At 42.5% G+C, this 26,315-nt stretch carries 23 protein-coding genes and 1 riboswitch; of the genes, 15 read left to right on the forward strand and 8 right to left on the reverse strand.

The window, feature by feature from the left end:
- The first annotated feature begins 227 nt into the window (after nt 1-227).
- The 3 genes from ACROAE_RS01400 to ACROAE_RS01410 are packed head-to-tail and all read left to right on the forward strand — an operon-like array spanning nt 228 to nt 2,340.
- Nucleotides 228-782 carry an RNA polymerase sigma factor gene (locus tag ACROAE_RS01400; protein ID WP_432399215.1) on the forward strand — a complete coding sequence of 185 codons (555 nt, stop codon included), beginning with the start codon at nt 228-230 and terminating at the stop codon, nt 780-782.
- Nucleotides 779-1,405 carry a hypothetical protein gene (locus ACROAE_RS01405; protein ID WP_432399134.1) on the forward strand — a complete coding sequence of 209 codons (627 nt, stop codon included), beginning with the start codon at nt 779-781 and terminating at the stop codon, nt 1,403-1,405. The genes ACROAE_RS01400 and ACROAE_RS01405 overlap by 4 nt, the downstream gene beginning before the upstream one ends.
- A complete protein-coding gene (locus ACROAE_RS01410) occupies nt 1,402-2,340 on the forward strand; it encodes a DUF4097 family beta strand repeat-containing protein (RefSeq protein ID WP_432399135.1) in 939 nt (312 codons plus the stop codon). The genes ACROAE_RS01405 and ACROAE_RS01410 overlap by 4 nt, the downstream gene beginning before the upstream one ends.
- A 169-nt stretch (nt 2,341-2,509) precedes the next feature.
- Here ACROAE_RS01410 and rsuA read toward each other — a convergent pair whose 3' ends face one another.
- Complete coding sequence (rsuA, locus tag ACROAE_RS01415; protein WP_432399136.1) at nt 2,510-3,202, reverse strand: 16S rRNA pseudouridine(516) synthase RsuA; 693 nt, start codon at nt 3,200-3,202, stop codon at nt 2,510-2,512.
- A gap of 287 nt (nt 3,203-3,489) precedes the next feature.
- On the opposite strand from rsuA, the gene ACROAE_RS01420 reads away from it, so the two are divergent.
- The 4 genes from ACROAE_RS01420 (at nt 3,490) to ACROAE_RS01435 (ending at nt 7,646) form a co-directional block, all read left to right on the forward strand.
- The gene (locus ACROAE_RS01420; RefSeq protein ID WP_432399138.1) at nt 3,490-5,577 is read left to right on the forward strand and encodes a M13 family metallopeptidase; all 2,088 of its coding nucleotides are present in this window, start codon (nt 3,490-3,492) and stop codon (nt 5,575-5,577) included.
- A gap of 215 nt (nt 5,578-5,792) precedes the next feature.
- Nucleotides 5,793-6,572 carry a RelA/SpoT domain-containing protein gene (locus ACROAE_RS01425; protein ID WP_432399140.1) on the forward strand — a complete coding sequence of 260 codons (780 nt, stop codon included), beginning with the start codon at nt 5,793-5,795 and terminating at the stop codon, nt 6,570-6,572.
- Between the two features lie 119 nt (nt 6,573-6,691).
- Entirely contained in the window at nt 6,692-7,093 is a 402-nt protein-coding gene (locus ACROAE_RS01430) for an SMI1/KNR4 family protein (protein WP_432399141.1), read from the forward strand.
- A gap of 52 nt (nt 7,094-7,145) precedes the next feature.
- Nucleotides 7,146-7,646 carry a DUF4447 family protein gene (locus tag ACROAE_RS01435; RefSeq protein ID WP_432399142.1) on the forward strand — a complete coding sequence of 167 codons (501 nt, stop codon included), beginning with the start codon at nt 7,146-7,148 and terminating at the stop codon, nt 7,644-7,646.
- Between the two features lie 165 nt (nt 7,647-7,811).
- Here ACROAE_RS01435 and ACROAE_RS01440 read toward each other — a convergent pair whose 3' ends face one another.
- Complete coding sequence (locus ACROAE_RS01440) at nt 7,812-10,373, reverse strand: TonB-dependent receptor (protein WP_432399143.1); 2,562 nt, start codon at nt 10,371-10,373, stop codon at nt 7,812-7,814.
- 233 nt (nt 10,374-10,606) lie between these two features.
- Between ACROAE_RS01440 and ACROAE_RS01445 the strand changes: the two genes are divergently transcribed.
- The 5 genes from ACROAE_RS01445 (at nt 10,607) to ACROAE_RS01465 (ending at nt 15,979) form a co-directional block, all read left to right on the forward strand.
- Nucleotides 10,607-11,146 carry a PH domain-containing protein gene (locus ACROAE_RS01445; RefSeq protein ID WP_432399144.1) on the forward strand — a complete coding sequence of 180 codons (540 nt, stop codon included), beginning with the start codon at nt 10,607-10,609 and terminating at the stop codon, nt 11,144-11,146.
- A gap of 16 nt (nt 11,147-11,162) precedes the next feature.
- Entirely contained in the window at nt 11,163-12,422 is a 1,260-nt protein-coding gene (locus ACROAE_RS01450; RefSeq protein ID WP_432399145.1) for an NRAMP family divalent metal transporter, read from the forward strand.
- Nucleotides 12,419-13,498, forward strand: coding sequence for a serine hydrolase domain-containing protein (locus ACROAE_RS01455; protein WP_432399146.1), 1,080 nt, complete (start codon nt 12,419-12,421; stop codon nt 13,496-13,498). The genes ACROAE_RS01450 and ACROAE_RS01455 overlap by 4 nt, the downstream gene beginning before the upstream one ends.
- A gap of 84 nt (nt 13,499-13,582) precedes the next feature.
- Entirely contained in the window at nt 13,583-14,047 is a 465-nt protein-coding gene (locus ACROAE_RS01460; RefSeq protein ID WP_432399147.1) for a DUF1456 family protein, read from the forward strand.
- A gap of 243 nt (nt 14,048-14,290) precedes the next feature.
- Entirely contained in the window at nt 14,291-15,979 is a 1,689-nt protein-coding gene (locus tag ACROAE_RS01465) for an NAD-dependent malic enzyme (RefSeq protein ID WP_432399148.1), read from the forward strand.
- A gap of 69 nt (nt 15,980-16,048) precedes the next feature.
- Here the strand turns inward: ACROAE_RS01465 and ACROAE_RS01470 are convergent, their stop codons facing one another.
- The gene (locus tag ACROAE_RS01470) at nt 16,049-16,483 is read right to left on the reverse strand and encodes a DUF3069 domain-containing protein (RefSeq protein WP_432399149.1); all 435 of its coding nucleotides are present in this window, start codon (nt 16,481-16,483) and stop codon (nt 16,049-16,051) included.
- 404 nt (nt 16,484-16,887) lie between these two features.
- Between ACROAE_RS01470 and ACROAE_RS01475 the strand changes: the two genes are divergently transcribed.
- Both ACROAE_RS01475 and queG read left to right on the forward strand, forming a co-directional pair.
- Complete coding sequence (locus tag ACROAE_RS01475) at nt 16,888-18,714, forward strand: tetratricopeptide repeat-containing diguanylate cyclase (RefSeq protein WP_432399151.1); 1,827 nt, start codon at nt 16,888-16,890, stop codon at nt 18,712-18,714.
- Nucleotides 18,715-18,754: 40 nt separating this feature from the next.
- The gene (gene queG, locus ACROAE_RS01480; RefSeq protein WP_432399152.1) at nt 18,755-19,981 is read left to right on the forward strand and encodes a tRNA epoxyqueuosine(34) reductase QueG; all 1,227 of its coding nucleotides are present in this window, start codon (nt 18,755-18,757) and stop codon (nt 19,979-19,981) included.
- Nucleotides 19,982-20,338: 357 nt separating this feature from the next.
- Here the strand turns inward: queG and ACROAE_RS01485 are convergent, their stop codons facing one another.
- Nucleotides 20,339-20,494 (reverse strand): dodecin, encoded by a 156-nt coding sequence (locus ACROAE_RS01485; protein ID WP_432399153.1) that lies wholly within the window; start codon nt 20,492-20,494, stop codon nt 20,339-20,341.
- Nucleotides 20,495-20,871: 377 nt separating this feature from the next.
- On the opposite strand from ACROAE_RS01485, the gene ACROAE_RS01490 reads away from it, so the two are divergent.
- The gene (locus ACROAE_RS01490) at nt 20,872-21,777 is read left to right on the forward strand and encodes a LysR family transcriptional regulator (protein WP_432399154.1); all 906 of its coding nucleotides are present in this window, start codon (nt 20,872-20,874) and stop codon (nt 21,775-21,777) included.
- Here ACROAE_RS01490 and ACROAE_RS01495 read toward each other — a convergent pair.
- From ACROAE_RS01495 to ACROAE_RS01510, 4 genes are all read right to left on the reverse strand, one after another.
- Nucleotides 21,757-22,497 (reverse strand): HDOD domain-containing protein, encoded by a 741-nt coding sequence (locus tag ACROAE_RS01495; protein ID WP_432399155.1) that lies wholly within the window; start codon nt 22,495-22,497, stop codon nt 21,757-21,759. The genes ACROAE_RS01490 and ACROAE_RS01495 overlap by 21 nt on opposite strands.
- Nucleotides 22,498-22,614: 117 nt before the next feature.
- Nucleotides 22,615-24,612, reverse strand: coding sequence for a TonB-dependent receptor (locus tag ACROAE_RS01500; RefSeq protein ID WP_432399156.1), 1,998 nt, complete (start codon nt 24,610-24,612; stop codon nt 22,615-22,617).
- A 129-nt stretch (nt 24,613-24,741) separates the two neighbouring features.
- A riboswitch (cobalamin riboswitch) is annotated at nt 24,742-24,938 on the reverse strand.
- Nucleotides 24,939-25,082: 144 nt separating this feature from the next.
- Entirely contained in the window at nt 25,083-25,748 is a 666-nt protein-coding gene (locus ACROAE_RS01505; RefSeq protein ID WP_432399157.1) for a hypothetical protein, read from the reverse strand.
- A gap of 128 nt (nt 25,749-25,876) precedes the next feature.
- A complete protein-coding gene (locus ACROAE_RS01510) occupies nt 25,877-26,194 on the reverse strand; it encodes a DUF3622 domain-containing protein (RefSeq protein ID WP_432399158.1) in 318 nt (105 codons plus the stop codon).
- Nucleotides 26,195-26,315: the final 121 nt, after the last annotated feature.

Genomic DNA, 26,315 nt, shown 5'->3' on the forward strand with positions numbered 1-26,315 from the left:
TTTGCTAGGCCATTTTTTTAACGGCTTTAAGGATTAACTATACGCTGAACTAAATCACCATTTCCTCAAGATTAGTTCTCGGTGCCAAAGGATTTCTTAAATTCGGCATCAGCTTTTACATCCACATTGAATAAATAATTGACCTCGATATAAACCTTTTACCGACTTGCACCTGTCAAATAACTACACAATCATAATGGACAGTTTGGAATATTAAGGATGCCGGTATCAATCAGCCTAATTCACAGCCAATAAACCACCTCGCGCAGCTAGACGACAATCAACTTGTTGCCATTGCCACAACTGGGTGTCAGCAGGCATTTGAACAACTGTATCGCCGGCACCACCAGCGGGTATACGCGATTTGTTTTCGACTCAGCGGCCAAAAGGCACTTGCCGATGACATCACTCAAGCGTGTTTTATTCGCTTATGGCACAAGCTGGGGCAATTTAAAGGCGATAGCCAGTTCACTACCTGGCTGCATCGGTTATGTGTTCGCCAGGCCATTAACGATTTAAAGGCGCAACAATCGTTGTGGCGACGATTTTTACCTGCAGAAGATATTGCACATCAAGACATGCCAAGCGTTGAATTAACCGATTACCATTTACTCGACAAATGTATCGCTAAGTTACCGCAACGAACTCGCATTGTGTTTGTACTGTGCGCGATTGAAGGTTATCAACACAACGAAATAGCAGCGCTGCTGAACATTGCAGTGGGCACCAGCAAAGCGCAGTACCACAATGCAAAACACTTATTACAGGAGATGCTGGCATGAGCGCTAAAAAGCATGACCTAGACCATTTAATCGGCACTTTGCCGCCTGAGATTGCGCCAACGACAGACTTATGGGATGGCATTAAGCCGCGCTTAACGTCGAAATTAACGCCGCAAAAAGCGCTTCATAAACATGTCGTTCGCCCGTTATGGGCAATAGCCGCTACATTCCTAGTGTGTTCATTATTATGGTTAACACAATGGCGCGACGAACCTGTACTACCTCAAGAACAAACATTAATACAGGTGCAAACAGCAAACATCACGACTGCAACAGTAGACACATCGGCATCAATTAATGTGGATAATCACTTAATCGAATTGATAAACCAAGTTGCCCAAACTCATCAAAACCAATTAAATGGATTTATCCGCAATCAATATACAGTGAGCTGGCAGTTATCCGCAGACAACAATGAGCATATTCAAGCAGACATTGCCAAGGCGCTCGCAGAGCTAGAAAGCGCGTCAAGTCAAGTGCAAGCAGCATTGGCACAACAGCCGACTAATCAACAACTTTGGCAACTATGGCGCTGGATAATGCAGCGTCAAATCACCCTATTACAGCAAGGGCAAAAATTGCCTTTTACCCACACACGTACAGCACAAGGAAATACCCTATGAGCAGCATAAAATACGCACTATTAGCGCCATTAATGGCCATAAGCGCCTTATCTATTGCAGCAGAGTCGGTCGACCAGCAACACGATGTCGTTGCTAACCCCAACGTGAGTATCAAAGTACAACGTGGCAATGTGGAATTTATTAGCTGGGACAACAACAGCATCCAAGTTAAAGGCGAACTAGACGAGCTAAGCAAAGGGTTTATATTCGATGTAAAAGGCAATATGGTGGTGATTGAGGACAAACTTCCGCGTAGCTATCAAGGCAGTAATAAACAAGGCTCGCAACTGACCATTTATCTACCCAAACAACTTAACCTTAACGCCGAAGGCGTATCAGCCGATTTTAGCGTTGCCAAGTTAAGCGGGCAAGTTGCAATGGCATTAGTCAGTGGCAACATTCTGGCGGGACAATTAAACGGTGATACCAAGTTAACAACGGTGTCAGGTAACATCACCAGTGACCAATTAAACGGCAAAATTAATCTTGAAACCGTATCAGGGGACATCAAGGATAATGGCAGCCAGGGTCAAGCTGAGCTGAGGTTAGTCAGTGGCGAACTCAATACCGACAGCGACTTTACCCAGGTTACGATTGACCAAGTTTCTGGTGATATCAGTGCGACCTTAAAGGCAATATCAGTATTAAATATGGTCACGATTAGTGGCGATGCCCAATTAATACTGGGTGCTGAACTGGCAAACGCTAGACTAGAAACCATAAGCGGTGACATGAATTTACGCTTTACTGAGCAGCCTAATGTAAGCTTTACGATTGATGGCGGCCCAGGTGGCAAAATTGATAATCAATTGACCGACGATACTCCCTTAAAGCAGAAATACTCGCCAAGTAAAACCCTGCAATTTAACACGTTGTCAGGTGATGGCCAGGTGAATATCAACACCATTAGCGGCCGAATCATCCTACATAAATAGCTCTCACATAATAAATAGTTCTCACATAATAATGCCCGACTAAGCAAGACAAACGCATAAAACAAAATGCCCAACGACAATAATATCGTTGGGCATTTTATTACCACACCTACATTTGGGCTAATTATGCTTAAGCAACTTCACTCACAAACTAGGTTAAGCTGAGGTTTTATTTAACTGATTTGACTTCGTCATCAGTCAAAAAACGCCATTCGCCAGGCGCTAAATTGGCATCTAACTCTATGCTGCCCACGGCTTCTCGGTGAAGGTTTACCACTTTATTGCCTACCGCAGCAAACATACGTTTTACTTGGTGATATTTACCTTCGCTAATGGTTAAACGCACTTGAGTTGGCTCTATAATCTCCAGTACCGCAGGTTTTGTTAATCCATCTTCATTACGCAATTCAATACCATCAACAAAGGTTTGCACTAGGCTCTCGTCTATCGGGTCTACTAATTCAACAAAATAACGTTTACCGCAATCTTTCTTTGGTGAAGTGATTTTGTGCGACCATTTACCATCACTGGTGATCAGCACTAAGCCTGTCGTGTCAGCGTCTAAACGTCCAGCAATGTGTAAAGTGTCGGCTTTTTCAATTTCAATCAAACTTAATACCGACGGATATTGCTCATCAATCGTAGAACAAATGGTATCAACCGGTTTATTCATCATGATGTAACGATCGCCTACAATGCTGATAGACAGGCCTTCTAGGCACACATCCATTTGCGGCAACACCTTAAAACCAGAATTCTTAACCACCTCGCCATCACAGGTCACATCACCACGATGCAGGGCTCTTTTGGCCAACGAACGGGTCAATTCGGTACTTTCACAGATAAATTTGTCTAAACGCACAATACACACTCACTCTAAATACAATGGCGCTATTATGCGGCTTACACGGTTAAATAGAAATCAATCAGTGAATTTTTTACGGTATACGTAATTTTTGGTTACATATCCTCAGTCCATCTGAGGCAAAAAGGACTAAATGCGCCTTGTTTTCTAGCCTAGTAAGGCCTTAACATAGTATTCACAACAATGTTGGGGTTTTCCTTTAGTTAAGGACCAACAATAATAATAAAAATACAAAATGCTCGTACGCCAATATTTGGCGCCTAAAACACAGCAAAGGAAATACAATGAAAAAGTTGGTTATTGGAGGTCTTTGTGCCTCACTTATCGCAGGCCTAAGCGCTTGTAGTGATGACAAGGCTGTCGTTGCACCCGTTGCAGACGTTGCTAAAACAGCCACCGCTGTTGCCGTTGAAAAAGCATTAACGTCTGGTATCACATTCGACAACATCGATAAAACGGTTCGTCCACAAGACGATTTCTACATGTACGTAAACGGTGCATGGATGAAGAATGCTGAAATTCCTGGCGACCGTACCAACATTGGTGCGTTTTACGACTTACGTGAAAATGCCCGTGATGACGTTAAAGTCATTATCGAAGATTTAAGTGCTACGCCAAATCTAGCTGACGGCAGCGATGAACAAAAAGTAGCTGATTTATATCGCTCATTTATGGACGTTGAAACCTTAAATAAAATCGGTATCGCGCCAATCCAAGCTGACTTAGATAAAATTGCCGCCTTAAAAGACAAAAATGAATTAACCGCATTTTTTGGTGAAAACCAAGCTAACGGCGGCGGAACACCATTAGCGTTTTATGTCGAAATCGATGCAAAGAACTCTAGCCGTTACGCGACCCATATTTGGCAATATGGATTAAGCCTTCCTGAAAAAGATTACTATTTTAATCAAGAAGAGCGCTTCGTTAACATCCGTAAAGCCTATGTTGAACACATTGAAAAAATGTACACGCTAGCTGGATTACCTAATGCGAAAGCCAGTGCAGAAGCGGTACTTGCACTAGAAACGCAAATTGCTGACAAACACTGGGATGTGGTAGAAACGCGCGACAGCACCAAAACATACAACCTATACCAAGTGAAAGATCTTGCGACACTTGCACCAGACATTAACTGGGAAGGTTATTTAGCGGCTGTGGGTGGTGATAAACAAACAGATATCATCATTAACCAACCAAGTTATATCCAGGGATTAAGCCAGGTTATCAAAAGTAACGAGCTTGACGCATGGAAAAACTACCTAACGTGGATGACGTTAACCCACAATGCAAGCAACATGTCTGAAGCATTAGACAACGAAAACTTTGCCTTTTTCTCGAAAACCTTAAACGGTCAAGAAGAGCAAGAACCACGCTGGAAACGCGGTGTGAGCACAGTAAGCGACACCCTAGGTGAAGTAGTGGGTAAAGTGTACGTTAAGCGTCACTTTGCGCCAGAAGCTAAAACCCGTATGGAACACCTTGTTGAAAACCTACGCGGCGCTTATGGTTCAAGCATCGAGTCATTAGATTGGATGAGTGCAGACACTAAAGTGGCTGCAAAAGACAAATTAGCAAAATTCAATCCAAAAATTGGTTACCCAAATAAGTGGGATGATTACACTAAATTAACCATTAAAGCAGATGATTTAGTGGGTAACGCTAAACGCGCTGCTATTTTTGAACACAACAAAAGTTTAGCTAAATTGGGTCAACCAATTGATAAAGACGAGTGGCACATGACGCCACAAACCGTTAATGCTTACTACAACCCAACCATGAATGAAATCGTGTTCCCTGCAGCGATTTTACAACCGCCATTCTTTAACCTAGAAGCTGACGACGCGGTTAACTACGGTGGTATTGGTGCGGTTATCGGCCACGAAATGGGCCACGGTTTTGACGACCAAGGTGCTAAGTTTGATGGCGAAGGCAACATGCGCGACTGGTGGACAGAAGCTGACTTAAAAGCATTTGAAACCAAAGGTAATGCATTAATTACTCAATACGATGGTTATCAAGTATTTGACGATTTACACGTAAACGGCAGCTTAACATTGGGCGAAAACATCGGTGACTTGTCAGGCGTTACTATCGCTTACAAAGCTTACAAAATGTCACTTGATGGCAAAGAAGCGCCGGTCATTGATGGCCTAACCGGCGATCAACGTTTCTTTATGGGCTTTACGCAAATTTGGCGCGTGAAGATGAAAGAAGAAGCAATGCGTAATCGTGTAGCCACTGATCCACATTCACCTGGTCACTTCCGTGCACTAGGCGCACTGTCTAACATGCCTGAGTTCTATACTACTTATGACGTGAAAGAAGGCGACAAGATGTATATCGCACCAGAAAGCCGTGTAAAAATTTGGTAATCACCAAGTGAATAGCTGACCTAGGTCACATTTACACACAAAAAGGGCATCATTTGATGCCCTTTTTTATAAGTAAAAAACAGTAAACCACTCATAAATAATAACAATATTAAATTTAGATGCATCAATAGGCTTTATTAAACCTTGTTCATTCAGCCCCTATTCAGCGAAAAAGCGGTACAGTGATTTCACAGACATTTTGCTGGAGTTATTCGATGAATAAATTGTTTCGTACGTTTTTTATCTTCTTAATTTTACTGTCAACCCGAGGCGCGATTGCTCAACCTAACGAAGTTAAATATAACAAGTTAGCCGAGTCATCTGATTTCAGCCAAACGTCGCACAATGACATTGACCAGCTAGTCAGCCTACGCGAACACAATACTCCCGCTGCAATTCAAGATACTCACGACTTACATGCATTAATGACTCGCGCTCCTCAAGCGCAGCAAGAGCTTGTAGACTTACTAAACCATATTAATCAAATGAGCCAGACAACAGCTATCATTCCTGCTACGAAAAGTTATGCTCGTGCCGCGCAAAAAGTGCAATTAAAGTTTAATGGCGACGCCAGCCAATTAACCGATATCGCCCGCGCCAGTGTGGTAGCCAAGGATGTAAGCAGCTTACTGGTAAGTTTTGAACAATTGCGCCAACACACTGATATTGTGCAATTAAAAAACCGATTTGCGACACCTAAAACCTCAGGTTATCGTGATTTAAATGTATTGGTTAAATTGCCACAAAGCCAAATGGTGGTAGAAGTACAGTTTCATTTAAATGACATCGCCGAGATTAAAAGTGGCCCAGAGCATCTCGTTTATGAGCAAATTCAAGCGATAGAGTTACAAGCAAAAAACCAGTCAAGAACAGTAAACGATATAGAAAAAGCCAATATTGCTAAGTTACGCCAAGACTCTCACAAGCAATACCATAAAGCTTGGCTAAACTATAAACGTCAAAGTATCTATCCATCATCAATACAAGCCGCGTAGTTATTCGCAGTAACAAACACCCTTTGGCGCTCATTTGAGCGCTTTTTTTTTGCCAGAAAAATGCATGCTCAAACACTTCTGCTATAATCGCGCCCAATAGCTTCCTGCTGGATATACACATGAACGAAATTATTGATCAACTGCAAGAGTTAAGCGAAACCGTACCGGTACCATTAGAGCTGCCTACTTTTGAGCAACTTGTTGAAGTTGAAGAGCAAATTCTTATTGGCTTACCTAAAGATTTAAAAGAATTTCTGCTAGAAGCCAGTGATGTGATTTATGGCACCATTGAACCGGTAACGGTTGCCGATCCTAACTCACATACTTATCTTCCTGAAGTGACCTGCTACGCGTGGTCTATTGGTATGCCGCGTGAACAAATTGCAATTTGCCAAGTCGGTGATGGCTTTTACTGCATTAACGAAGAAGGTGAAGTACAGTTTTGGAAAAATGGGCGTTTCAAAGAGGAAGGTTGGGAGTCATTGTGGGATTGGATTGAAGACGTGTGGCTTGGACAGTAAAATACTGTTGCCAATACAATAAACGTTAACGCATAGAAATACAGGAATAAACATGTCTAAGAATACCGGCTTGAACGCGATTGAAATGCAATATTTACGCTTATCTTTAGGCCTAACAACTGAACAAGTTGCCAGCCTGAGTGCCACCAGCAACGAAGATGTATTGGCCTGGGAAGCTGGCGAAAAAGATGCTCCCGTACCAGCACAAAAAAAATTACTCGATATCGATGACATTATCGAGATGCAAGTGCTAAACACCACCGATGGCATTGAAGAGTTATTTAAAAAAGAGCCAAAGCGCCGTTTAGCGTTTGTGGTTTACCCAACTCAAGCGCTTTACACTCAATATAACCCAGAGTTTTTAAGCTCATTGCCGCTAACTGAATTGTATAACACAGCAGCATGGCGCATTAAAAAAGAGTGTAAATTGTTGCTTGAAGTCGATGTGAGTTTAGTGGCATTGGATGCCGAAGCGTACAAAGCTTATCGCGCAGACACTGGCGCAAGTGAAAGTCGTGAAAGCCGTGCAAAATGGGCTGCGACTCAGCTTTAATCAATATTGTCGTCAAAATGATTGCGGTCTAGCATTCACTCAATTTTGACAATTAAAAAAGCCACCTAACACGTTGAGTGTTAGGTGGCTTTTTAGTGGTGCTTAATGAGCTTACAGTTAATCCAGCTTTAAAGCCGGATTAACGCCACTCATATCACTATCAAATTAGAACTTCATTGTCACTTTAGTGTAAACATAACGGCCTAGTGGGTTATGTACGCCCATTGCATAACCGTAAAGATCTGCATCGCCGTCACCAATCGCAAATGATGGTTCTTCATCAAACACGTTATTTACACCAACCGACAGTTTAAACATATCATTAATGCGGTATGAGCCAGACATATCAACTAACAACTGCGCGTCAACAGTACGCGTTTTGTTGTAATCTTCAAACTCGCCGATGTAGCTTAAGTTTACGTTGGCAGCAAAGTCGTCCATCATCCAGTTAGTTGTCGCTAACCAACGGTGTTGTGGATACTCGTACTCACCAGTGTAATCGATAGTCTCGCCATCAACTTCTTTTTCGAAGCTGATCAAGTAGCTGTACTCTAAACCGAACTTAATATCGCCATAGTTACTTAGCTCAAGGCCATAATGAGTCGATAAGTCGATACCTTGCACTTCTTGCGAACCGATGTTAACAAATCCAGATTTGATCACATCAATCGACCCAAATGTTTGACCTGCTTGTGGCGCAGTTCGTAAACACACGGTGCTGTTTTGATCGCCACAGTTTTCATCGTAAAGCTCTTGGTTTTGCAGTGAATCAATTTTGTTATCTTGAACAATATTGAATAAATCAAAACCAATATCAAACTGCTGACTTGGTGCCCAAATCATACCAATATTCCAGGTTTCAGACTCTTCAGCATCTAAATCAGGGTTGCCGGCAAAGATAAAGTTATAATCTAATAATCCACAGTCGACATTGTCGGCGGCACAACGATAGCTATCGATTAAAAAATCACTCTTTTCTGATGGGCCTAAACCAATTTGCGCAAGTGAGGGTGCACGGAACCCCGTAGACCAAGAACCACGTGCCGTTATCTCATCGTTAATGCCCCATTGGAAGGCAATTTTAGGGTTAGTGGTTGAACCAAAATCGCTGTAGCTGTCATAACGACCGGCTAACTGTAATTCAAAATTATCTGCAACAGGAATAGATAATTCTACGTAGGCGGCATGTTGATCACGCGAACCAAATGCAGATACCGCTTCAGTTCCAAAAATCAGACCTCGCTGGAACTGCTCATCTGGAATGTCACTGACACTTTCTTCACGATACTCTGCACCTGCTGCCATCATGATATCGCGATCTGCGATAGTAAATGCATGGCCAGTAATACTCGCATCATAGGCGGTAATGCTCGACTTACCCTGTCTAACTAAACTAGTGGTAATACGGTCAATCACATCTTGCGAGTTAGCTACGCCACCAAATGGATTGTAATTACCCGCATCGATTTCAGCTTGTAAGTAGTCAGTTCTTACCCAGCCTTGTGAACGATCGCCTGTTTGCGTTGATTCACTGCGGCCACGCTGCGCAGACACTTCCCAATCCCAATCATTTATGACGCCACGAAGACCAGCCACAATACGCATGGTATCTGATTCGATGTCCCAACGACGTGCGCCGGCATCAACGGTACGGTAACGGCCAATATCAATATCCTGCCCAAAAGGATTGTCTGGATGAGTACCAGGTACGGTCATTTTTGCTTTTTCATCCAATGGCGTTGGTGCACCGCCGGCTTCAGAAGTGTTGTGTTGTACAGACAATTCCAAAAATGCCGTTAAATCTTCACCTAACATGTAATCAAACTGGCCAATTGCTCCTACTCGTTCAGAAGTAGGAATGGTCATGTTGTATGGGCCATAGTCAAACAAACAATAATCATCACTGACGCTATCTGCAGGGCAATCAGGGTCAATGGTTTGCACGCCATTCACATAAAAATAGCCAGGATAGCCACGTGATGAACGGTAATCTTCACCACCGTAAGGTGATTGATAAGCTGTGCCAAAACGGCCCATATCTTCTGCAGATAAAGTACCGTTAGTAAAATAATCTAAAATAACTGACGCGCTGCCTTTATCGGCTTTTACGCCCCACACTAAACTTGCTGTGGTTTCGTCATAACCCGTACCACTGTCGTCGCCATAACCTAAGTTAATTTCAATGCCTTCAATGTCTTTTCTCAAGACAATGTTCACCACACCCGCGATAGCGTCTGAACCATAAATGGCTGACGCGCCATCTTTTAGGATGTCGATACGCTCAATAGCAGAAACCGGAATGTTGTTAATATCAACAAATGAGTTTGAAATACCTTCGGCAAATGCACTCGAACCAACCCGACGACCATTGATTAACACCAATGTCGCATCTGGGCCTAAGCCGCGTAAACTGATTGATGCACCACCGTTTGCGGTAGAATCCTGGCTGTTACCCCGGGTAGAAAATGCACCAGAGCCGTTAGCAGGCATACGTTCAAGTAATTGCTGTAGGTTGTCAAAACCCATGTTAGCAATATCGTCTTTGTTGAGTGATTGTACTGGCGAAGGCCCTTCAATATCAGTCCGTTTGATACGAGAACCCGTTACTTCAATGCGTTCAACTTTTGCTTGAGCGTCATCAGCCGCTTGAGCAATAAGTGAAACAGGAGCAAAAGAGAGTGAAACAGCGATAGCGCAGGCGCTTCGTAATAGGGTAGTTTTTTTCATGATCATCCTTAACGTTAATTTATTGTTTTATATCCATGACTACTGCAAACTGCGGCAACAACATTACCGCTTACTACTTTCTTGGATGCTAATCTACGTGTTCAAGTTATGTTAAATTTTAACAATGTCAATACATTGTAAGCACAATGCCGTAATGTAAATGCAACCAATCACTTAATCAAGAATAAACAATCAAAAAAAGTGAATTTAAATTCTTTTTATATGGAGGTCAGATGAGTGATCAAAAGCAAGTTAGTGCACACTTTCATGCAAACCTAGGCCTGTACTGGCTTGTCTCAGGTGCGTTGTTAATTTCAGTGAGTATTGTTGGTATTCCTTTGTTATTGCTGTGGTTTCCTTTAGGTTTATGGGCAACCAAACGGTATATTGCCAATATGAGTGCTGAGTTGACTCCCCAAAAACTGATTGTGCGTAAAGGATTATTAACCCGCACAGAGAACACGGTCCCTTTGGATAAAATAACCGATATGGCGCTTATCCAAGGGCCGTTAATGCGGGTGTTTGGTATACACAAACTGACCGTCGAAACGGCTGGGCAATCGGGTATGGGGTCGTTGATCAATTTAGTCGGCGTTGTCGATGTGCAAGCGTTTAGAGAAAAGGTGTTATTGCAAAAATCATTACTAACAGAGCGTCAATCTACGGTTGTAGATAACGTCGATATCGATCAATTATTGCTTGAGAACCTGCAACAAATGAATGCTACTTTGCTGCGTATTGAACAAGCGTTAACGCCACACTCTCCACAATAGGTTTTTGCTATTTATCATGTCGAATAAAAATAAACATATCTCTTTTACTACTCAAATTCATACTCTTTTAAAAGCCACAGGCCCGGGCATTTTAATGGCTGCCGCAGCCATTGGCGCATCGCATTTAGTTGCCTCTACTCGTGCTGGGGCCGAGTTTGGCTGGCAGTTAGCCTGGCTGATTTTACTCGTCAACATCCTAAAATATCCCTTTTTTGCCGCAGGCGCGCGCTATACAGCTGCCACAGATGAAAGCCTACTTCAAGGCTATCAAAAGCAAGGTAGAGGCTATTTAATGCTATTTACGGGGCTTAATGTCATCGCAGCGATTGCCAGTACAGCAGGGGTTTGCATGTTAACCGCGGCAATGCTGACGCAATTTGTGCCATTATCAATTGATGTTTTAGCACTGATGGTATTACTCAGCTCGCTAACGTTATTGATTTTTGGTCATTACACACTGCTCGACAAAATGACTAAAGTGATTATGTTTGCCCTTACCCTGACGACGTTAATCGCCGTCGCATTAGCCTTTAATCACCAAACGGGTTTGGCAACGCCATTGGCAAGTGAATCACCCTGGCAATGGGCTTACGTAGGCTTTTTAGTGGCGATGATGGGATGGATGCCGGCGCCCATTGAAGTCAGTGCCTGGAATTCATTGTGGCTCATTGAAAAACGCAAAAGCCAAACCGTCACCGCAAAACAGGCCATTTTTGATTTCAATTTAGGCTATGTCACCACCGCCATTCTCGCGATTGTGTTTTTAGCATTAGGCGCACTCGTGATGCACGGCAGTGGCGAGCGTTTCTCTGATTCAGGCGCGGTATTTGCCTCACAACTTATCACCCTTTATAGCCAAGTGATGGGCAATGAAACCCGTTATTTGATTGGTATTGTGGCTTTTTTATGTATTTTCAGCACCACTGTCACCGTCATAGATGGTTACAGCCGCACTTTGGATATGGGCTGGAAGCTGCTGTCTAATAATACGTCGCCACGCAGTTATTTAACGCCGGTGATGTTAGGTGTGAGTGCACTCGGCTTAATGCTTATTTTATTCTTTAAAGGAGCTTTGCTTCCATTACTTGAATTTGTGATGATCCTTGCCTTTATGACCACGGTCATTTTTGCCTGGCTAAACTTCCGCTTAATGACCAGTAAAAACTTACCTCAAGAGCATCGTTATGGCCCTGTTATGGTGGCTCTGTCTTGGCTCGGGTTAGTGTACTTAGTCAGTTTTGCACTGTTGTTTATTTATTGGTATTTAACAAAATGATTGGCTTAAAAGTGATGAGCTTAACCATGCTTGAACTCAAAGCCATAAAATCAATAACAGCGCAGATTTGCGGATTACTCAGCTTAAGCTTATTGCCTTTAACTGCTTTTGGAATCAGTTTTACCAACACAGATGTTCAAACCATTATTGATAATGACTCAAGGCCGTTTAGCGGTAGGATATTGATAAACGATAATCAACAAACCTATGTCGATTATCAAGCAGGAGATGGCATAGTCAAAGACAGCCGATTTATCATTGATTCAATCTCTAAAACCATCACTGCCACTTTAGTTTTACGTGCGGTTGAGCAGCAAAAATTAACCTTACACGATGACATCACTGATTATTTGAATATTGTGACTGAACATCCCGTCACTGTTGCGCAACTGCTTAACCATACCGCGGGCATTTTGCCGCCCAAACCGGCCAGCTTAAATACGAGGTCACAATTTATTCCTGCTAGCCAATTTAGTTACTCTAACTATGGCTACAAATTACTTGGCGATATACTGAGTCAACGCTACCACATGCCCTACTCTGATTTAGTTAATCAATTCGCCAAACAATACAAACTCGACATCAGTGCTGATGTCGGTGAAATCACGGCTATGTATGCGAATCAGCCGCATTTAGTCCCCGGGTTTATGGAGCAACAACAGCAACGAGTGCTTTTAGATGAGCTCACAATCGATGATAGTTTTATTGCTTTTGGCGCCATGCAAGCCAGTAGTCAAGGTATTGCCGCGTTTATTGCTGGTTTACAGCAACAGCGTTTTCTATCATCAGCCAGTGTCAAAGCCATGTCGACAGCCAGTGCCAATAGGCCACATCGCTGGGGTGAACTCGGTTATGGCTATGGTTTGCAAATTAGCCAACAAGCAGAATTATTAGAGTATAGCCATAGCGGTTACTTACCCGGCTACATCAGCCTGATGCTCTATTATCCGCAAGTACAATTAAGTGTGGTTATTTTAGAAAATACCTCATGGGACTTAGACAACATGGAGCGTGTTTTTGGTTTACATGACAAAATTCGCCAGGCAATAAGAAATCGACTAAAAACTGACGAATAATCTGACGGATCGCACATAACTCGCTATAATAGCGCTTCGTCACTTGACCTAAACCACTTATGCGCAGCCGCGCCAGAGAACCTTATGATTAACAATGATATTCTTCGCCGTATTCGTTTTGTTTTTGACTTTTCAAATGCCAAAATGATTAATGTTTTCAGCCAAGCTAATACCGAAATCACCACAGATGAAATTATTGCGCTGCTGAAAAAAGAGGAAGAAGAAGGTTATCAAGCTTGTAACGACAAATTAATGTGTCAGTTTTTAGATGGTTTGATTATCAACAACCGTGGCTTAAAGCAAGGTACAGAAGTGCCTGCACCATTAAAGCAATTAACCAATAATCTTATTTTCAAAAAACTGCGTGTTGCACTAGAAATGCGTGAAGAAGATATTATTGCAGCATTAGCCTTAGCAGATTTTGCCATGTCTAAATCCGAGCTAGGTGCACTTTTCCGTAATCCTGACCACAAAAACTATAAAACATGCGGCGACCAAGTGTTACGTAACTTTGTAAAAGGGTTATCGATTAAACACCGCGGTATGTAAGCTTTCTGAGAAAGTCGCAATGACCCACATTGCAACACGCTAATAATGCGTAGCTTAGGCTGCGCATTTTTGTCTCTAGCGTTTGAATTCAAACAAAGCTTATTGAATGTATTCATTTGAAGTAGGACTGTAGTTCATAATAAAAAACGTGATTTTAGTCACTTAACAGACCACAAAAAACATCAGACGTGATAATCTATCTTGAAAATATTCTAATCACAAACACACTTATAAAGGTTACCCATGGACGATAATAAACGCCCCCTATATCTTCCTTTCGCTGGTCCTGCGATTCTTGAATCTCCTCTGCTTAACAAAGGCACTGCATTTAGCGAAGAAGAACGCATTTATTTTAACCTTGAAGGCTTATTACCTTGGGTAATTGAGACTATCGACGAACAGGCATCGCGTGCATATGACCAGTTTAAGAGTTTCAATAACGACCTTGATAAACATATTTATCTGCGCAACATTCAAGACACCAACGAAACGCTTTTTTATCGATTATTGCGTAATCACATCACCGAAATGATGCCGATTATCTACACCCCTACAGTGGGTTTAGCCTGTGAGCGTTTCTCAAAAAACTATCGTCGTAACCGCGGGTTATTTATTTCATACCCAAACAAAGACCGTATAGATGACATCCTAAACAACTCTACTCGTCATAAAGTAAAAGTGATTGTAGTCACTGATGGTGAGCGTATTTTAGGCCTTGGCGACCAAGGTATTGGTGGGATGGGGATCCCAATTGGTAAATTATCACTCTACACCAGTTGTGGTGGCATCAGCCCAGCTTATTGTTTAGCCATTACCTTAGATGTGGGTACCGACAACCCGAATTTGTTAGAAGACCCTATGTACATGGGCTGGCGTCATCAACGTATTGGCGGTGAAGAATACGCTGAATTTGTTGAAGAATTTATGCAAGCTGTTAGCCGTCGCTGGCCAGATGCATTAATCCAATTTGAAGATTTTGCGCAAAAAAATGCCATGCCATTACTGGAACGCTACAAAGATCAATACTGTAGTTTTAACGATGACATTCAGGGTACTGCTGCTGTAACAGTAGGTTCATTGCTGGCCGCCTGTAAAGCAGCTAACAGCAAACTAAGCCAACAACGCATCACCTTTTTAGGTGCCGGTAGCGCAGGTTGCGGCATTGCCGAAGCCATTGTGGCGCAAATGGTTGCTGAAGGCATCAGTGATGAGCAAGCACGCTCTCAAGTGTTTATGGTTGACCGTTGGGGCTTGTTGCTAGACAACATGCCTAACTTGCTACCATTCCAACAGAAGTTAGCTCAGCAATGCGATCGCGTTAATGGCTGGGATAACTACAGCGACAATATTTCGTTATTGGATGTGGTTAACAACGCCAAGCCAACCGTGTTAATTGGTGTATCTGGCGCGCCAGGATTATTTACCGAAGAAATTATTCGTGCCATGCACAGCCACTGCGAACGCCCTATTGTGTTCCCACTGTCAAACCCAACAAGCCGTGTAGAAGCAACACCAAAAGACATTTTACACTGGACATCAGGTCAAGCTTTAGTGGCAACAGGCAGTCCGTTTGAGCCAGTTGTGGTTAATGGCGTAACCTATGAAATTGCCCAGTGTAATAATAGCTTTATCTTCCCTGGTATTGGCTTAGGGGTGCTATCTTGCGGTGCTAAACGCGTGTCAGATGAAATGCTAATGGCATCAAGCCAGGCGTTATCTGAATGCTCACCACTGGGTAAAAACGGTACGGGTTCGTTATTGCCAAAACTTGAAGATATTCAAGAAGTCAGTAAATACATTGCCTTTGCGGTTGCAAGAACAGCGATTGATCAAGGTTTAGCGTTACCGTGCACCGATGAGCTTTTACAGCAATCGATTGAAGCAAACTTCTGGGAGCCAGAATACCGTCGCTATAGACGTACCGCATTTTAATTAATATTAAGCGTCTTAAAACAAAAAATCCCAGCCTAGCTGGGATTTTTTATGTTCACTGAACATAGCTTAAGCTGACATCACCTGTTTAAAACTATTAAACATAGAACGATCGGTACGGGCTTTTTTAAGCTTACGGATACACTCTTTAAGCGACTGCTCAGCTAAACGACCGAATACGCCATCGTATTCATTATTATTCATTTCTTCTTCAGAATCCGCACTGTCGGCAATTTCTTGTGCAACTCGGCTTAATTGCATCCACGCATTGGCAATATAAAAGCCATGGAATTCAGCTTTGGTCATTAACTTCTGTGCACTGCCTGGCAGAGCATCCCAAGCGTGAGCAAATGCGTTAGCGTTATCTTCAATCAGCTCTTTAAATAAGCCTTCGTAAGCCTCTTGAAGTGTTTCTGGTAATTTGTCCATGGGTAGCACTTTATTGGCTACATTGTACGAAATCTGTTTGGCTACATCTTGATATTGCTGATCAACGTTACTCATGGTGTTCTCTCTACTTTTAGCAACTATGTACATAATATGTGGTCAACACTCAGGCGCTTTTAAGGCGACTCTGCAAGGCTATTCAGAGCAAAGTGTATATGAAGCCACAATCACAAAGGCGTCTTTATACTCGCGTACTTATGTGAATGCAAACGTCAACATCGATATTATTATTGCAAAAAGGACACAAAAACGCCTGCTGAACATGCCAAAAACAAGTATAACAAAACATTAACATAATATAATGACCGCGAAAAACTCATCCGCAAGACATTGATACAAAAAAACGCTATTCTTGGAAACGTTAAGCCTAAAATAATAATGAATGCTGGAACTCTGACACTTTGTTTACGCTAAAAATAACGCAATTGACTCGCACTATCGTACTCATGCTTTTGATGGGATTGAGTACTATTGCATATGCCAATTCTATCGAAAATAAACGAGCAGATGAAATTTATCAGCTTTTTGATAGCGGCAAATTTTTACCCGACGACGAAGTGAGCGAACTGCTACAAGAATACAAAAACAGTTTAGCCTCAAATGATACCGTCAGGCAGCAATTACATATCCGCTTAACATGCTGGAGCTTGCCTTCTGATACTACCGAGCAAATGACGGCAGCTATAGCTTATGCCGATGAATACCTTAAAATATATGCCCAACCCAGCCCATCTCTTATCCAGGTTGATCTGCAATTATGCAAAACATGGTACTTACATAATTTAGGTCAAAACAGCTCACTATTTGAGGCTTTAGATCGCGCTATCGACAATGCTTATTTGCTTGAAGACCCACGTCTTATTGCGGACGGACGCAGTATTAGAGGCTCAATACTATCTTATATGGGTAACTTTTCAGCCGCATTAGAAGATCTCATCACAGCGCAAAACTTATATGAAACCCTTAATATTCCTTATTGGGCTAACGTCAATTTAAGTGAGCTAGCCAACAGTTACAGGCGCTTTGGCGATGCGACAACAGCGTTAAAATATCAATTAATACTTGAACAGTACTACGTTGACAACCAACAGAAGTTTGCAGCAAACCGAACGAACAACGAAATAGCCATGTCACTCGAAGAGCTCGGTCGGTTTCAGGAAGCGATTGTGCGCTATCAAAAAACATACGAGTTTTGGCTCAACGAAAAAGAGTACATTTTCGCTGCAGATACTTCGATCAGTATGGGTGGTAATTTAATTAATTTAAATCGTTTAGATGAAGCAAAATTGGTACTTGAACAAGCCGAAAAACAGATTAAATCTGATAATAATGGCAATTATAGTTATATGAATTTATATCTTGCCCAAGTCCACTCCAAACTCAACAATAATGCCCAAGCGTTAGAGTACATTCAAAAAGCCGAAAAAGCCTTTATTTACAGCGAAAATGCTCGTGGGCTCAACCAAGCTTTACGCTTAAAAAGTGAGGTTTATCAAGCTCTAGCGCAATGGCCTGAGGCCTATCAATCATTATCGGCCTATGTTGACTCACACGAAGCACTCGACAAGCAAACCATGTCAGACAGAAAGTCTGAAATGCAAACTCGTTTTGATACCCACAAAATTCAAACTGAAAACGACTTGTTAGTGCAGCGAGACAAAGACAAAGAGCAACAATTGCAGATAATGCAGCGCAACGAAAACATGCAAATAATCATTATTATCTTAGTGGCGATTATTTTAATCATTGTGTCGATTTTCGCCTATAAACAATTGATGCGAAAACAGTTGTTTAGACGCCTTGCACTCACCGATGAGCTAACTAAATTATCAAATAGGCGTGATACCTATTCACAGGGGCAGCATTTTTTAAAAGTGGCTCAACTCTCTGGCAAACCTTTTTCGATTATCTCTTTCGATGCCGACCATTTTAAACGTGTTAATGACCAACTTGGTCATGATATTGGTGACAAGGTTCTGGTTAAACTGGCATCGATTTGTGCCAGTATGATGCGAGACACCGATGTGGTTGGCAGAGTGGGCGGTGAAGAATTTCTAGTATTATTGCCTAACATCGATAAAACCAAAGCCATCGAAATTGCGGAGCGCTTAATCGAAACCATTGCACATTATGATTGGCAGCAAATTGCGCCTAACTTAGCACAAACCGTCAGTGCTGGGGTTGCAAGCTACAGTAGCGAAGTAGAGCTATCGCCATTGTTACTCAAAGCCGACAAAGCGCTCTATTCCGCCAAAGCAGCGGGCAGAAACTGTGTTAAATCCGAGTAAAACGGGTATAATTTCTGCGTGTTTACTCAATGATAGTGTTATGACTGCAACGACCCCAGAATCAAATCCAGATCAACATCTCGATCTTACCAGCCAATCAGCTGAGCCATGTCCATTGACAACGGCTCAGCTTGATGCGCTCAACCGACAAATCAAACTCTGGGGTAAAGAACTCGGTTTTGCTCACATTGGCGTGGCAGACATTGATTTAAGCCAACACGAAGCGGGATTGCAAGACTGGTTAGATAAAGGCTATCACGGTGAAATGAACTACATGGCGAGCCATGGCATGATGCGCGCCAGGCCTAATGAGTTACATCCTGGCAGCTTACGAGTCATTTGTGCACGTATGGATTATTTGCCACCTGATGCCGGTTTTGCCAGTAATTTAACCAACCCAAACTTAGCCTATATCTCGCGTTATGCGGGTGGACGTGATTACCATAAAATGATCCGTCAACGGCTTAAAAAACTCGGTGATAAGATTACTGAACACTGCAAAACCCTTGGATTTGAAGACACCGACTTTAGACCATTTGTCGATTCTGCACCGATATTAGAGCGACCACTGGCAGACAAAGCTGGACTGGGCTGGACGGGCAAACATTCACTGATTTTACACCCCGACGCTGGCAGTTGGTTTTTCCTTGGTGAACTGCTCATTAACCTCCCCCTACCTTTAGATATTCCGATTGAAGAAGGCTGTAACACTTGCGTTGCCTGCATAAAGTCATGCCCTACAGATGCGATAGTTGCGCCATATGTCGTTGATGCTAGGCGCTGTATCTCTTATTTAACGATAGAGTTGCAGGGCGCGATCCCTGAAGAATTTAGACCTTTAATCGGTAACCGAATTTATGGTTGTGACGATTGCCAATTAGTCTGCCCAGTTAACAGCAAAGCACCATTAACCCATGAAAGCGACTTTCATACCCGTCCATCTCTCATCCAACCGGACTTAATCAGCTTATTTAATTGGTCTGAGGCCGTGTTTTTACGCCAAACCGAAGGCAGTGCAATTAGACGTATCGGCCATAAACGCTGGCTACGTAACATCGCCATTGCATTAGGTAATGCACCTGCAAATCCCGATATCATTGCCGCACTCGAGCAACGTAAACTCAGCAATGAAGTCGATGACATGGTGCTAGAGCATATCGATTGGGCCCTAGAACAACAAAAGCAAAAAGCGCCACAAGAGGCGCTTTCACGTAAAACTCAACGAGTCATCCGCTCAGTACAAAAAGGCTTACCAAGAGACGCCTAGGCTGTAGGTGTTTTCGTCTGAGTCAGACTAAACCGTCATGATGTTAAGCATCTAATGTAAAGCCCACTTTTATGGTGACTTGCCAGTGAGCAAAATACCAATTCCAATAATTATCTGGTCATTCAGCGGGAATTCTGCGCTTTTTTAGGCAAGTAATAGGATTGTAGACATAGTTGTTCTACGTCAAAATCATATTAAGCAGCATAAAAAGTGCAGAAACCCGCCCTTGGGAGTCACTCAGGCTTCCCATTTCTTTGTTGCATTGTTTTACAAGGGAACAGCCATTCTTTCAACAATGCGCCTCAAACTGAAAAACCTGAGTGACTCTGATTGAGCACATAATTATTGGAATTGGTATCACCCCTCCTCCAGGTGACCACGGGGTTCTATTACTTCAAACCAACGTAAGTGCTTTAGCGATTTATTGGCCTGAGCAATGGCGTTTTTTACTGCCTCGTCGCTGCTGATTGGCGATGAACCGACAAGTTCAATTATCTTGTAAGTATGACTCATGCTTAGCTCCTTATTTTCAGATCATTAAAGCGCTATTAATAAATGATTAATCCTTTATCAGTATAGCCTTAAGCTTGTCTGTTCGCTTTTTTCTATCGTGCGAGGCGTTATGGTTTCAATCATATGACGCAGTCAGGACAATATTTCTCACCCAGATGATGTATTGATTAATCGTCTTACTCGTTCTGTAATGATGCAAATCTCAGTTATTGAATATTGTATACAGCAAAGTCGCTTTATTAACTAAAATTAATAGTTAAATATGTAAAAAAACTCATACAGGCGTCTGGACGTCTAGAAGTTTATTGTGTTACTCTGCTGCCAAGCAATCGAATTGATTTCATCAGCTAGTTGAGCAAGATTCATGTGGAGAGAAAATGATAGAGCTTAGACACCTTCGCACCTTGATGGCGTTAAAAGAAAGTGGCAGTTTGGCGGGCGCCGCTAAAAAGCGGTTTGTAACCCAGTCAGCACTTTCTCATCAAATTAAAGAGTTAGAGACTCGTATTAACTCAGCTATTTTTGTTCGAAAAAGTAAACCGTTAACTTTCACTCATGAAGGTTCACGACTGCTGAATTTAGCAGAAGAAATCTTACCAAAGGTGATTGCAACAGAGTCAGATCTTAAACGCGGTCTTGAAGGAGAAAGCCAGCAGCTTAAATTGGGTATTGAATGCCACAGTTGTTTTCGCTGGTTAATGCCGGTTATTGAGCAATTTAAGCAACATGCTCCAGCAGCGCAAATTGATATTTCAAGCCGCCATTTATTTGATTCACTTAATGCGCTAGAAACAGGCGGGTTAGATATTGTGCTCACCTCTGATCCAGTTCCAGGACACAGTGTGGCGTATCAACATTTATTTGATTTTGAAGTAAAACTCGTGACATCGAGTGAGCATACGTTAGCGAAAAAAGCCTACGTAACGCCAACAGATTTAGCGAAACAAACCTTGATTAGTTATCCTGTGCCGTTAGCTCGTTTAGACATTTACAAGCACTTCTTAGAACCTGCAGGTATTGAACCTGGTGAGCAAAAGCAATGCGACTTAACGTCAATGTTATTGCAACGAGTAGCTTGTAATGATGGCGTAGCGACGTTACCAACATGGTCAATTCGTGAAAGCCAGGGCTTAAGTTTGGCAGCGGTAAAACTAGGTTCAGAAGGGCTTAAGCGTCCGTTATTTGGCGCTTATCGCCGAGACGCCACTAATGCTAATTTGATTCAAAAGTGGCTTGAGCTTGTTGCAAGTGAAGGCATGGCATTACAACGGATTAATCAATAGCTTCCGTTTAGCTAACACGCGTCGAAGCACAAGTCCTGCAGAGTCAGGGTTTTGTGTTTGACGTAAGTTATGCGCTATTAAAAACTCTTCACGTAAATCATCATCTAAGCCTAAAGACTCAAATGCCTCTAAAGACAGTTTTTGTTGCTGTTGGTCAATCAATGACTTAAGCACTTTTAAAGACACAGGTCTTGGCAGTTCAGCATTTAAATACGCAAATGCCGTTAAGGCTATCACCTGGCCAAACACACTAAACAAGGCCAAGGTTTGCACTTCATCAGCATCGACTTTTATTCCTGCTCCAGCTTCGTTTTCTGCCCGCAGTAGTTCGATACAATCATGTGCTATTTTTTCGTTTAACGCCCAGTAACTCTGCACTAACTTTTTGTATGGCTCGGCGAGTTCATCAAGACGTTCTTTTAAATAAAACGAAAAAGCATAACGGTAAATATTCACCTGACCTAAACGAATTAATGCATCTTTTACACTGCGGCTTTTGGTCGACACAACTCCTGCGGTTTGCGCTGTATTACTGCGTTGTAATAAATGAGCGGCAAGTGCGGGATCGGCAGAAACTGTATCAATAACAATGCGAATATCTGCTTCGTTAATCAGTGCCTTTTTTAATGGTATCAAAATACCACGACGACCAATCACTTGCTCTTCATTGCCAATAATCGCTTGAACTTGAGTCAGCACTTGTTGTTCAAGATTTGTCATATGCATCAGTTACCTTTGGTGAAAGAATCAGGCTATAAATTAATTTAACGATATATCAAAACGAAAGCCAGTAATAGTTTACTGGCTTTGGTGTTTAAGCTGAGTTAGCTGAGTTGATTAAAAGCGGTAACCCGCGGTTAATCTAAACGCTCGGCCAGTGCCTGAGTAATAACCATTACCAAAAGACGAGTAATAACCTGTACCAACATACTCCTCATCTAACAAATTATCGACACGTAAACTCGCAGTCCAGGCATTACGCTGATAGTTTAACGCGAGATTAGTGAGTACATAACTGTCTAGCTTATCGCCAGCATTACTGTTGTCGCCTTCCATGTAACGCTCGCCAGTGTAAACGCCTTCAACAAAGGTTTGCCAATGATCAGCAAAATCGTAACTCATGTACGCTTTACCTGAATGCTCAGCGACCCATGATAGTGCTTTACCCTCGTTTTCACCTTGAGTAAATTCGGCATCAATATAGTCGTACGAAGCACCTAACAACCAGTCATTTGATAACTGCACTTCATAACTCGTGTTAATACCAAAACGGCGAGATTCGTCTGCATTAACGTTTGCACCACCACCGTAAGGTCCGTCAGTACGGCTACCGTCGTAAACAATCTCATCTTCTAAATCAAGACGATAAAGGTTTAACTTAACGGTTTGCGTTGCCCCCGTCCAATCCCAGCCTGCCTCAAAAGAACGCCCAGTTTGCGGATCTAATCCTTGCACGTCTAATGGCGTATAGGCTTGTTCATCCACTTTTGCAAAACGGAAGTTATCATTGGCGCGAACGTAAAAACGATGTTCAACACTAGGACGATAATTGACACCTAACTCCAATGCATGAGCATCGTTATCTAGCTCAATACCGTCTGCATACAATAATTGATCAGTTAAATCGTCGGTCACTTCAGAATAACGACCACCAACTACATATGACAATGTTGAGGTTAACGGCACAGTCGCTTGAACATAAGCACTTTGCATGGTTTGTTCGTTATTACGTTGAATATATAAGGTGTCAAAGTCAGCCTCTCCTCGGCTTACATCAATACCAGCAACCATAGTTAAAGCACCATTTGCTAACGGATAATTCGCGGTCGCTTTTGGTGAGAAACTCAATAAATCACGATCAATATGCCCTGCACTGCCAAACAATAAGCTGCTCGTTGAAGTGTCTGAATACGTTAAATCAGCACCCAGCGCCCATACATCAGTAAGTTGATATTGATAGCCACTGCGAACAGCGGTAGTGATTTCGTGAGAATATTCACCGTCTGAAAAAGACGCGACTTGGCGAGGGTTATCTTCATACTGCGCTAAACTTAACGCCCCTGGAGCCTGGCGATCATTATCGAAGTAATTCACTTCTACATAAAAATCTTCAACATCGGTTTGGTACTGAATACGACCTAGAATAGAGCCAGTTTCGTTGTCGTTATTATCACGGTAGTTATCGCTTTCGTTATAACTGCCCGCTAGAAAGTAACGCCAGGTGTCGCTGATGGCACCAGAGACATCGCCTTTAACTTCATAGGTATCAAAACTGCCACCACTGACTTGTAAGCCACCAGCGGTTTCTGTTGGGGCTTTAGTAATAATGTTAATCACGCCGCCTACCGCTTGGTCGCCATACAATACACCCGCACTGCCTGACAAAATCTCAACGCGTTCAATTAAGTTAAGTGGAATGGATTCAACACTTGGTGCAGAAATATCGATATTATTTAACCGACGGCCGTCGACTAAAATAAGGGTATTATTAACCGCTTGCGAAGCTGAAAAACCGCGCATCGAAAACACAGTACCAGAATTATTATCTGACACTTGAATACCGGATTGGCCGCGCAGTAAATCGGTTAAATTATTTGCGCCGCTCATTTCGATGTCAGCTGCATCGATAACATTCACATTGGCAGCAATATTTAACGGGTTGGTTTGATTGCGACCAATCACCACAATCGTCTCATCCATTTTAACGTCTGTATTAGACGCGGTTGAGGCACTTGGTATTGATTGTGTTGAGGTTGGTGCTGCAACAGCGTTAAGGCTCGTTGCGCAAAGCATGGCACTGATTAATAGTGCGATTGTAGTTGGTTTAGTACCCATTTACCTTTAACTCCTGAAAGGAAAAATGGGGCAATAGCGCCGCAACATTGACCACCACTTTGCGGCTTACTCATCTGAGTAAACCAAAAACGGCATAACATCACATCTCGAGATCTGCCCACCGAAATCATCGAAATCACCTTTATGGCCGGTCTCCGGACTGAGGTTGCGGTACATAACAGTACACACGAGCCAAGCAAATATGCATTGCATATTGGACTCTCACCTATCACCGTTGCGGGGGCAGTACCAGACTTTCACTGGTTTCCCGATTCTCCAATGGGTCGATATGACTCAACATTGGCACCGTAAAGATTGACTAAACTGAAATAAATATAAAATAACGGTCTAATGGCTGAATAGATTGATAAATACAGCCATAAACGTCGATAGGATTATAACGGAATCAGCACGTTGCTGATAGTCGCTAAGCATTAAAACAACGCGCAGATTACTCACGTTAGCTCAATTTAAGGCTCAGCCATAAACTCGCGATAATTGCTTTGAGTGACGGGAGCTGACTCGGCAGTAAATACGGCGGTACGAATGGATTTATGCACTAAAAAAATATCTTCATCATCGCTAATTACCGTAAAGTAGCCCATCTCGCCACGCGGGCTGGTAACGTAAGACTCAGACACAATAGCTGAAGCATTATGAATATTGGGCATACTCGTACACCCCAGCAAACCATGCACCGCTTCATAGCCTTCCACTTTCATGCTGCCTAATTGCTGATAAATCACTTCACCCTGGCAATGTTCTTTATAGGTGTCTGCCATTGAATCTAAAAACTCTTCAGGTTCAACATCTTCGGCAAGCCCTTTAAAGCCTTGCATACACACTAGGCTAGACCAATCATTAAGGGTTTCGTTAGCAGGGATAAATTCAGCCATGGTCATATCACCGCGCTTTTCGTTAAAAGCGAGTTTCCATGAAAGAGGAGGTAAAAAGCCGAAGGTTTGCGACACAGTCGTTAGCCGTTTGACGTCGCTAGACATGACAAGCACGCCAGAAGCATCATTGTCAGATTCTAATGTGACCAATGCTGGAAAAGTAGCATACGCGGTATAGGGGAATAAGCTGAATATTCCAACGCACCCCGCGTAGCTGATAACTGCAGCAATCTTGTTCATCCCAATGTCATCCTTGCTAGGTCAAGATGTAGCGATAAGTTGACTAAAAATCATTCTAATTATGTATATCCTATCCTGAACATACAAAAATTGAAACTTATCTATAACATTTACACCATTGTAAAATGTTAGTTTAACTCTTCGTCGTCTTCGTCTTCTGCGTCAAATAGCTCATCTTCATCAACGGCAGATTCAGCTGCAATTGCCGCTGCTAAGCTTTTCGCTTTAAGATGCTTTTCTGTTTTACGCTTGTTACGATCTGCTTGCTTAGACAGGAAACCCTGTAGAGACTGCTCGCCCCATGCAATGGCTTCTGCTTCTGAAGCAAAACCATCTTGGCTTTTAGACACTAGGGTTTTAGTCGCTGTCATACGACGAGTGATTTCGGTTTTCCACGTGTTTTCAACTTGTGTTACACGTAAACCATACTTTTTGCTATCGCTCATAATCTTTTCAATCCTACTTTGGGTATCACGGGACAAAACCCATGAAATTTCAGCCGCGCAGTGTACTCGATAAGCACGAGTTTGGGCAGCTATTATTGGTTATTTTTAACGCTTTTTTTGA

Origin of the sequence: Shewanella sp. MF05960 (genome assembly GCF_050849305.1) — a bacterium.
Classification (GTDB): Bacteria; Pseudomonadota; Gammaproteobacteria; order Enterobacterales; family Shewanellaceae; genus Shewanella.

Bases quoted from the DNA above. Each gene is read 5' to 3' on its own strand.
- ACROAE_RS01405 (WP_432399134.1), top strand. From the start codon at position 779: ATGAGCGCTAAAAAGCATGACCTAGACCATTTAATCGGCACTTTGCCG.
- ACROAE_RS01410 (WP_432399135.1), top strand. From the start codon at position 1,402: ATGAGCAGCATAAAATACGCACTATTAGCGCCATTAATGGCCATAAGC.
- ACROAE_RS01420 (WP_432399138.1), top strand. From the start codon at position 3,490: ATGAAAAAGTTGGTTATTGGAGGTCTTTGTGCCTCACTTATCGCAGGC.
- ACROAE_RS01425 (WP_432399140.1), top strand. From the start codon at position 5,793: ATGAATAAATTGTTTCGTACGTTTTTTATCTTCTTAATTTTACTGTCA.
- ACROAE_RS01430 (WP_432399141.1), top strand. From the start codon at position 6,692: ATGAACGAAATTATTGATCAACTGCAAGAGTTAAGCGAAACCGTACCG.
- ACROAE_RS01435 (WP_432399142.1), top strand. From the start codon at position 7,146: ATGTCTAAGAATACCGGCTTGAACGCGATTGAAATGCAATATTTACGC.
- ACROAE_RS01440 (WP_432399143.1), bottom strand. From the start codon at position 10,373: ATGAAAAAAACTACCCTATTACGAAGCGCCTGCGCTATCGCTGTTTCA.
- ACROAE_RS01445 (WP_432399144.1), top strand. From the start codon at position 10,607: ATGAGTGATCAAAAGCAAGTTAGTGCACACTTTCATGCAAACCTAGGC.
- ACROAE_RS01450 (WP_432399145.1), top strand. From the start codon at position 11,163: ATGTCGAATAAAAATAAACATATCTCTTTTACTACTCAAATTCATACT.
- ACROAE_RS01455 (WP_432399146.1), top strand. From the start codon at position 12,419: ATGATTGGCTTAAAAGTGATGAGCTTAACCATGCTTGAACTCAAAGCC.
- ACROAE_RS01460 (WP_432399147.1), top strand. From the start codon at position 13,583: ATGATTAACAATGATATTCTTCGCCGTATTCGTTTTGTTTTTGACTTT.
- ACROAE_RS01465 (WP_432399148.1), top strand. From the start codon at position 14,291: ATGGACGATAATAAACGCCCCCTATATCTTCCTTTCGCTGGTCCTGCG.
- ACROAE_RS01470 (WP_432399149.1), bottom strand. From the start codon at position 16,483: ATGAGTAACGTTGATCAGCAATATCAAGATGTAGCCAAACAGATTTCG.
- queG (WP_432399152.1), top strand. From the start codon at position 18,755: ATGACTGCAACGACCCCAGAATCAAATCCAGATCAACATCTCGATCTT.
- ACROAE_RS01485 (WP_432399153.1), bottom strand. From the start codon at position 20,494: ATGAGTCATACTTACAAGATAATTGAACTTGTCGGTTCATCGCCAATC.
- ACROAE_RS01490 (WP_432399154.1), top strand. From the start codon at position 20,872: ATGATAGAGCTTAGACACCTTCGCACCTTGATGGCGTTAAAAGAAAGT.
- ACROAE_RS01495 (WP_432399155.1), bottom strand. From the start codon at position 22,497: ATGACAAATCTTGAACAACAAGTGCTGACTCAAGTTCAAGCGATTATT.
- ACROAE_RS01500 (WP_432399156.1), bottom strand. From the start codon at position 24,612: ATGGGTACTAAACCAACTACAATCGCACTATTAATCAGTGCCATGCTT.
- ACROAE_RS01505 (WP_432399157.1), bottom strand. From the start codon at position 25,748: ATGAACAAGATTGCTGCAGTTATCAGCTACGCGGGGTGCGTTGGAATA.
- ACROAE_RS01510 (WP_432399158.1), bottom strand. From the start codon at position 26,194: ATGAGCGATAGCAAAAAGTATGGTTTACGTGTAACACAAGTTGAAAAC.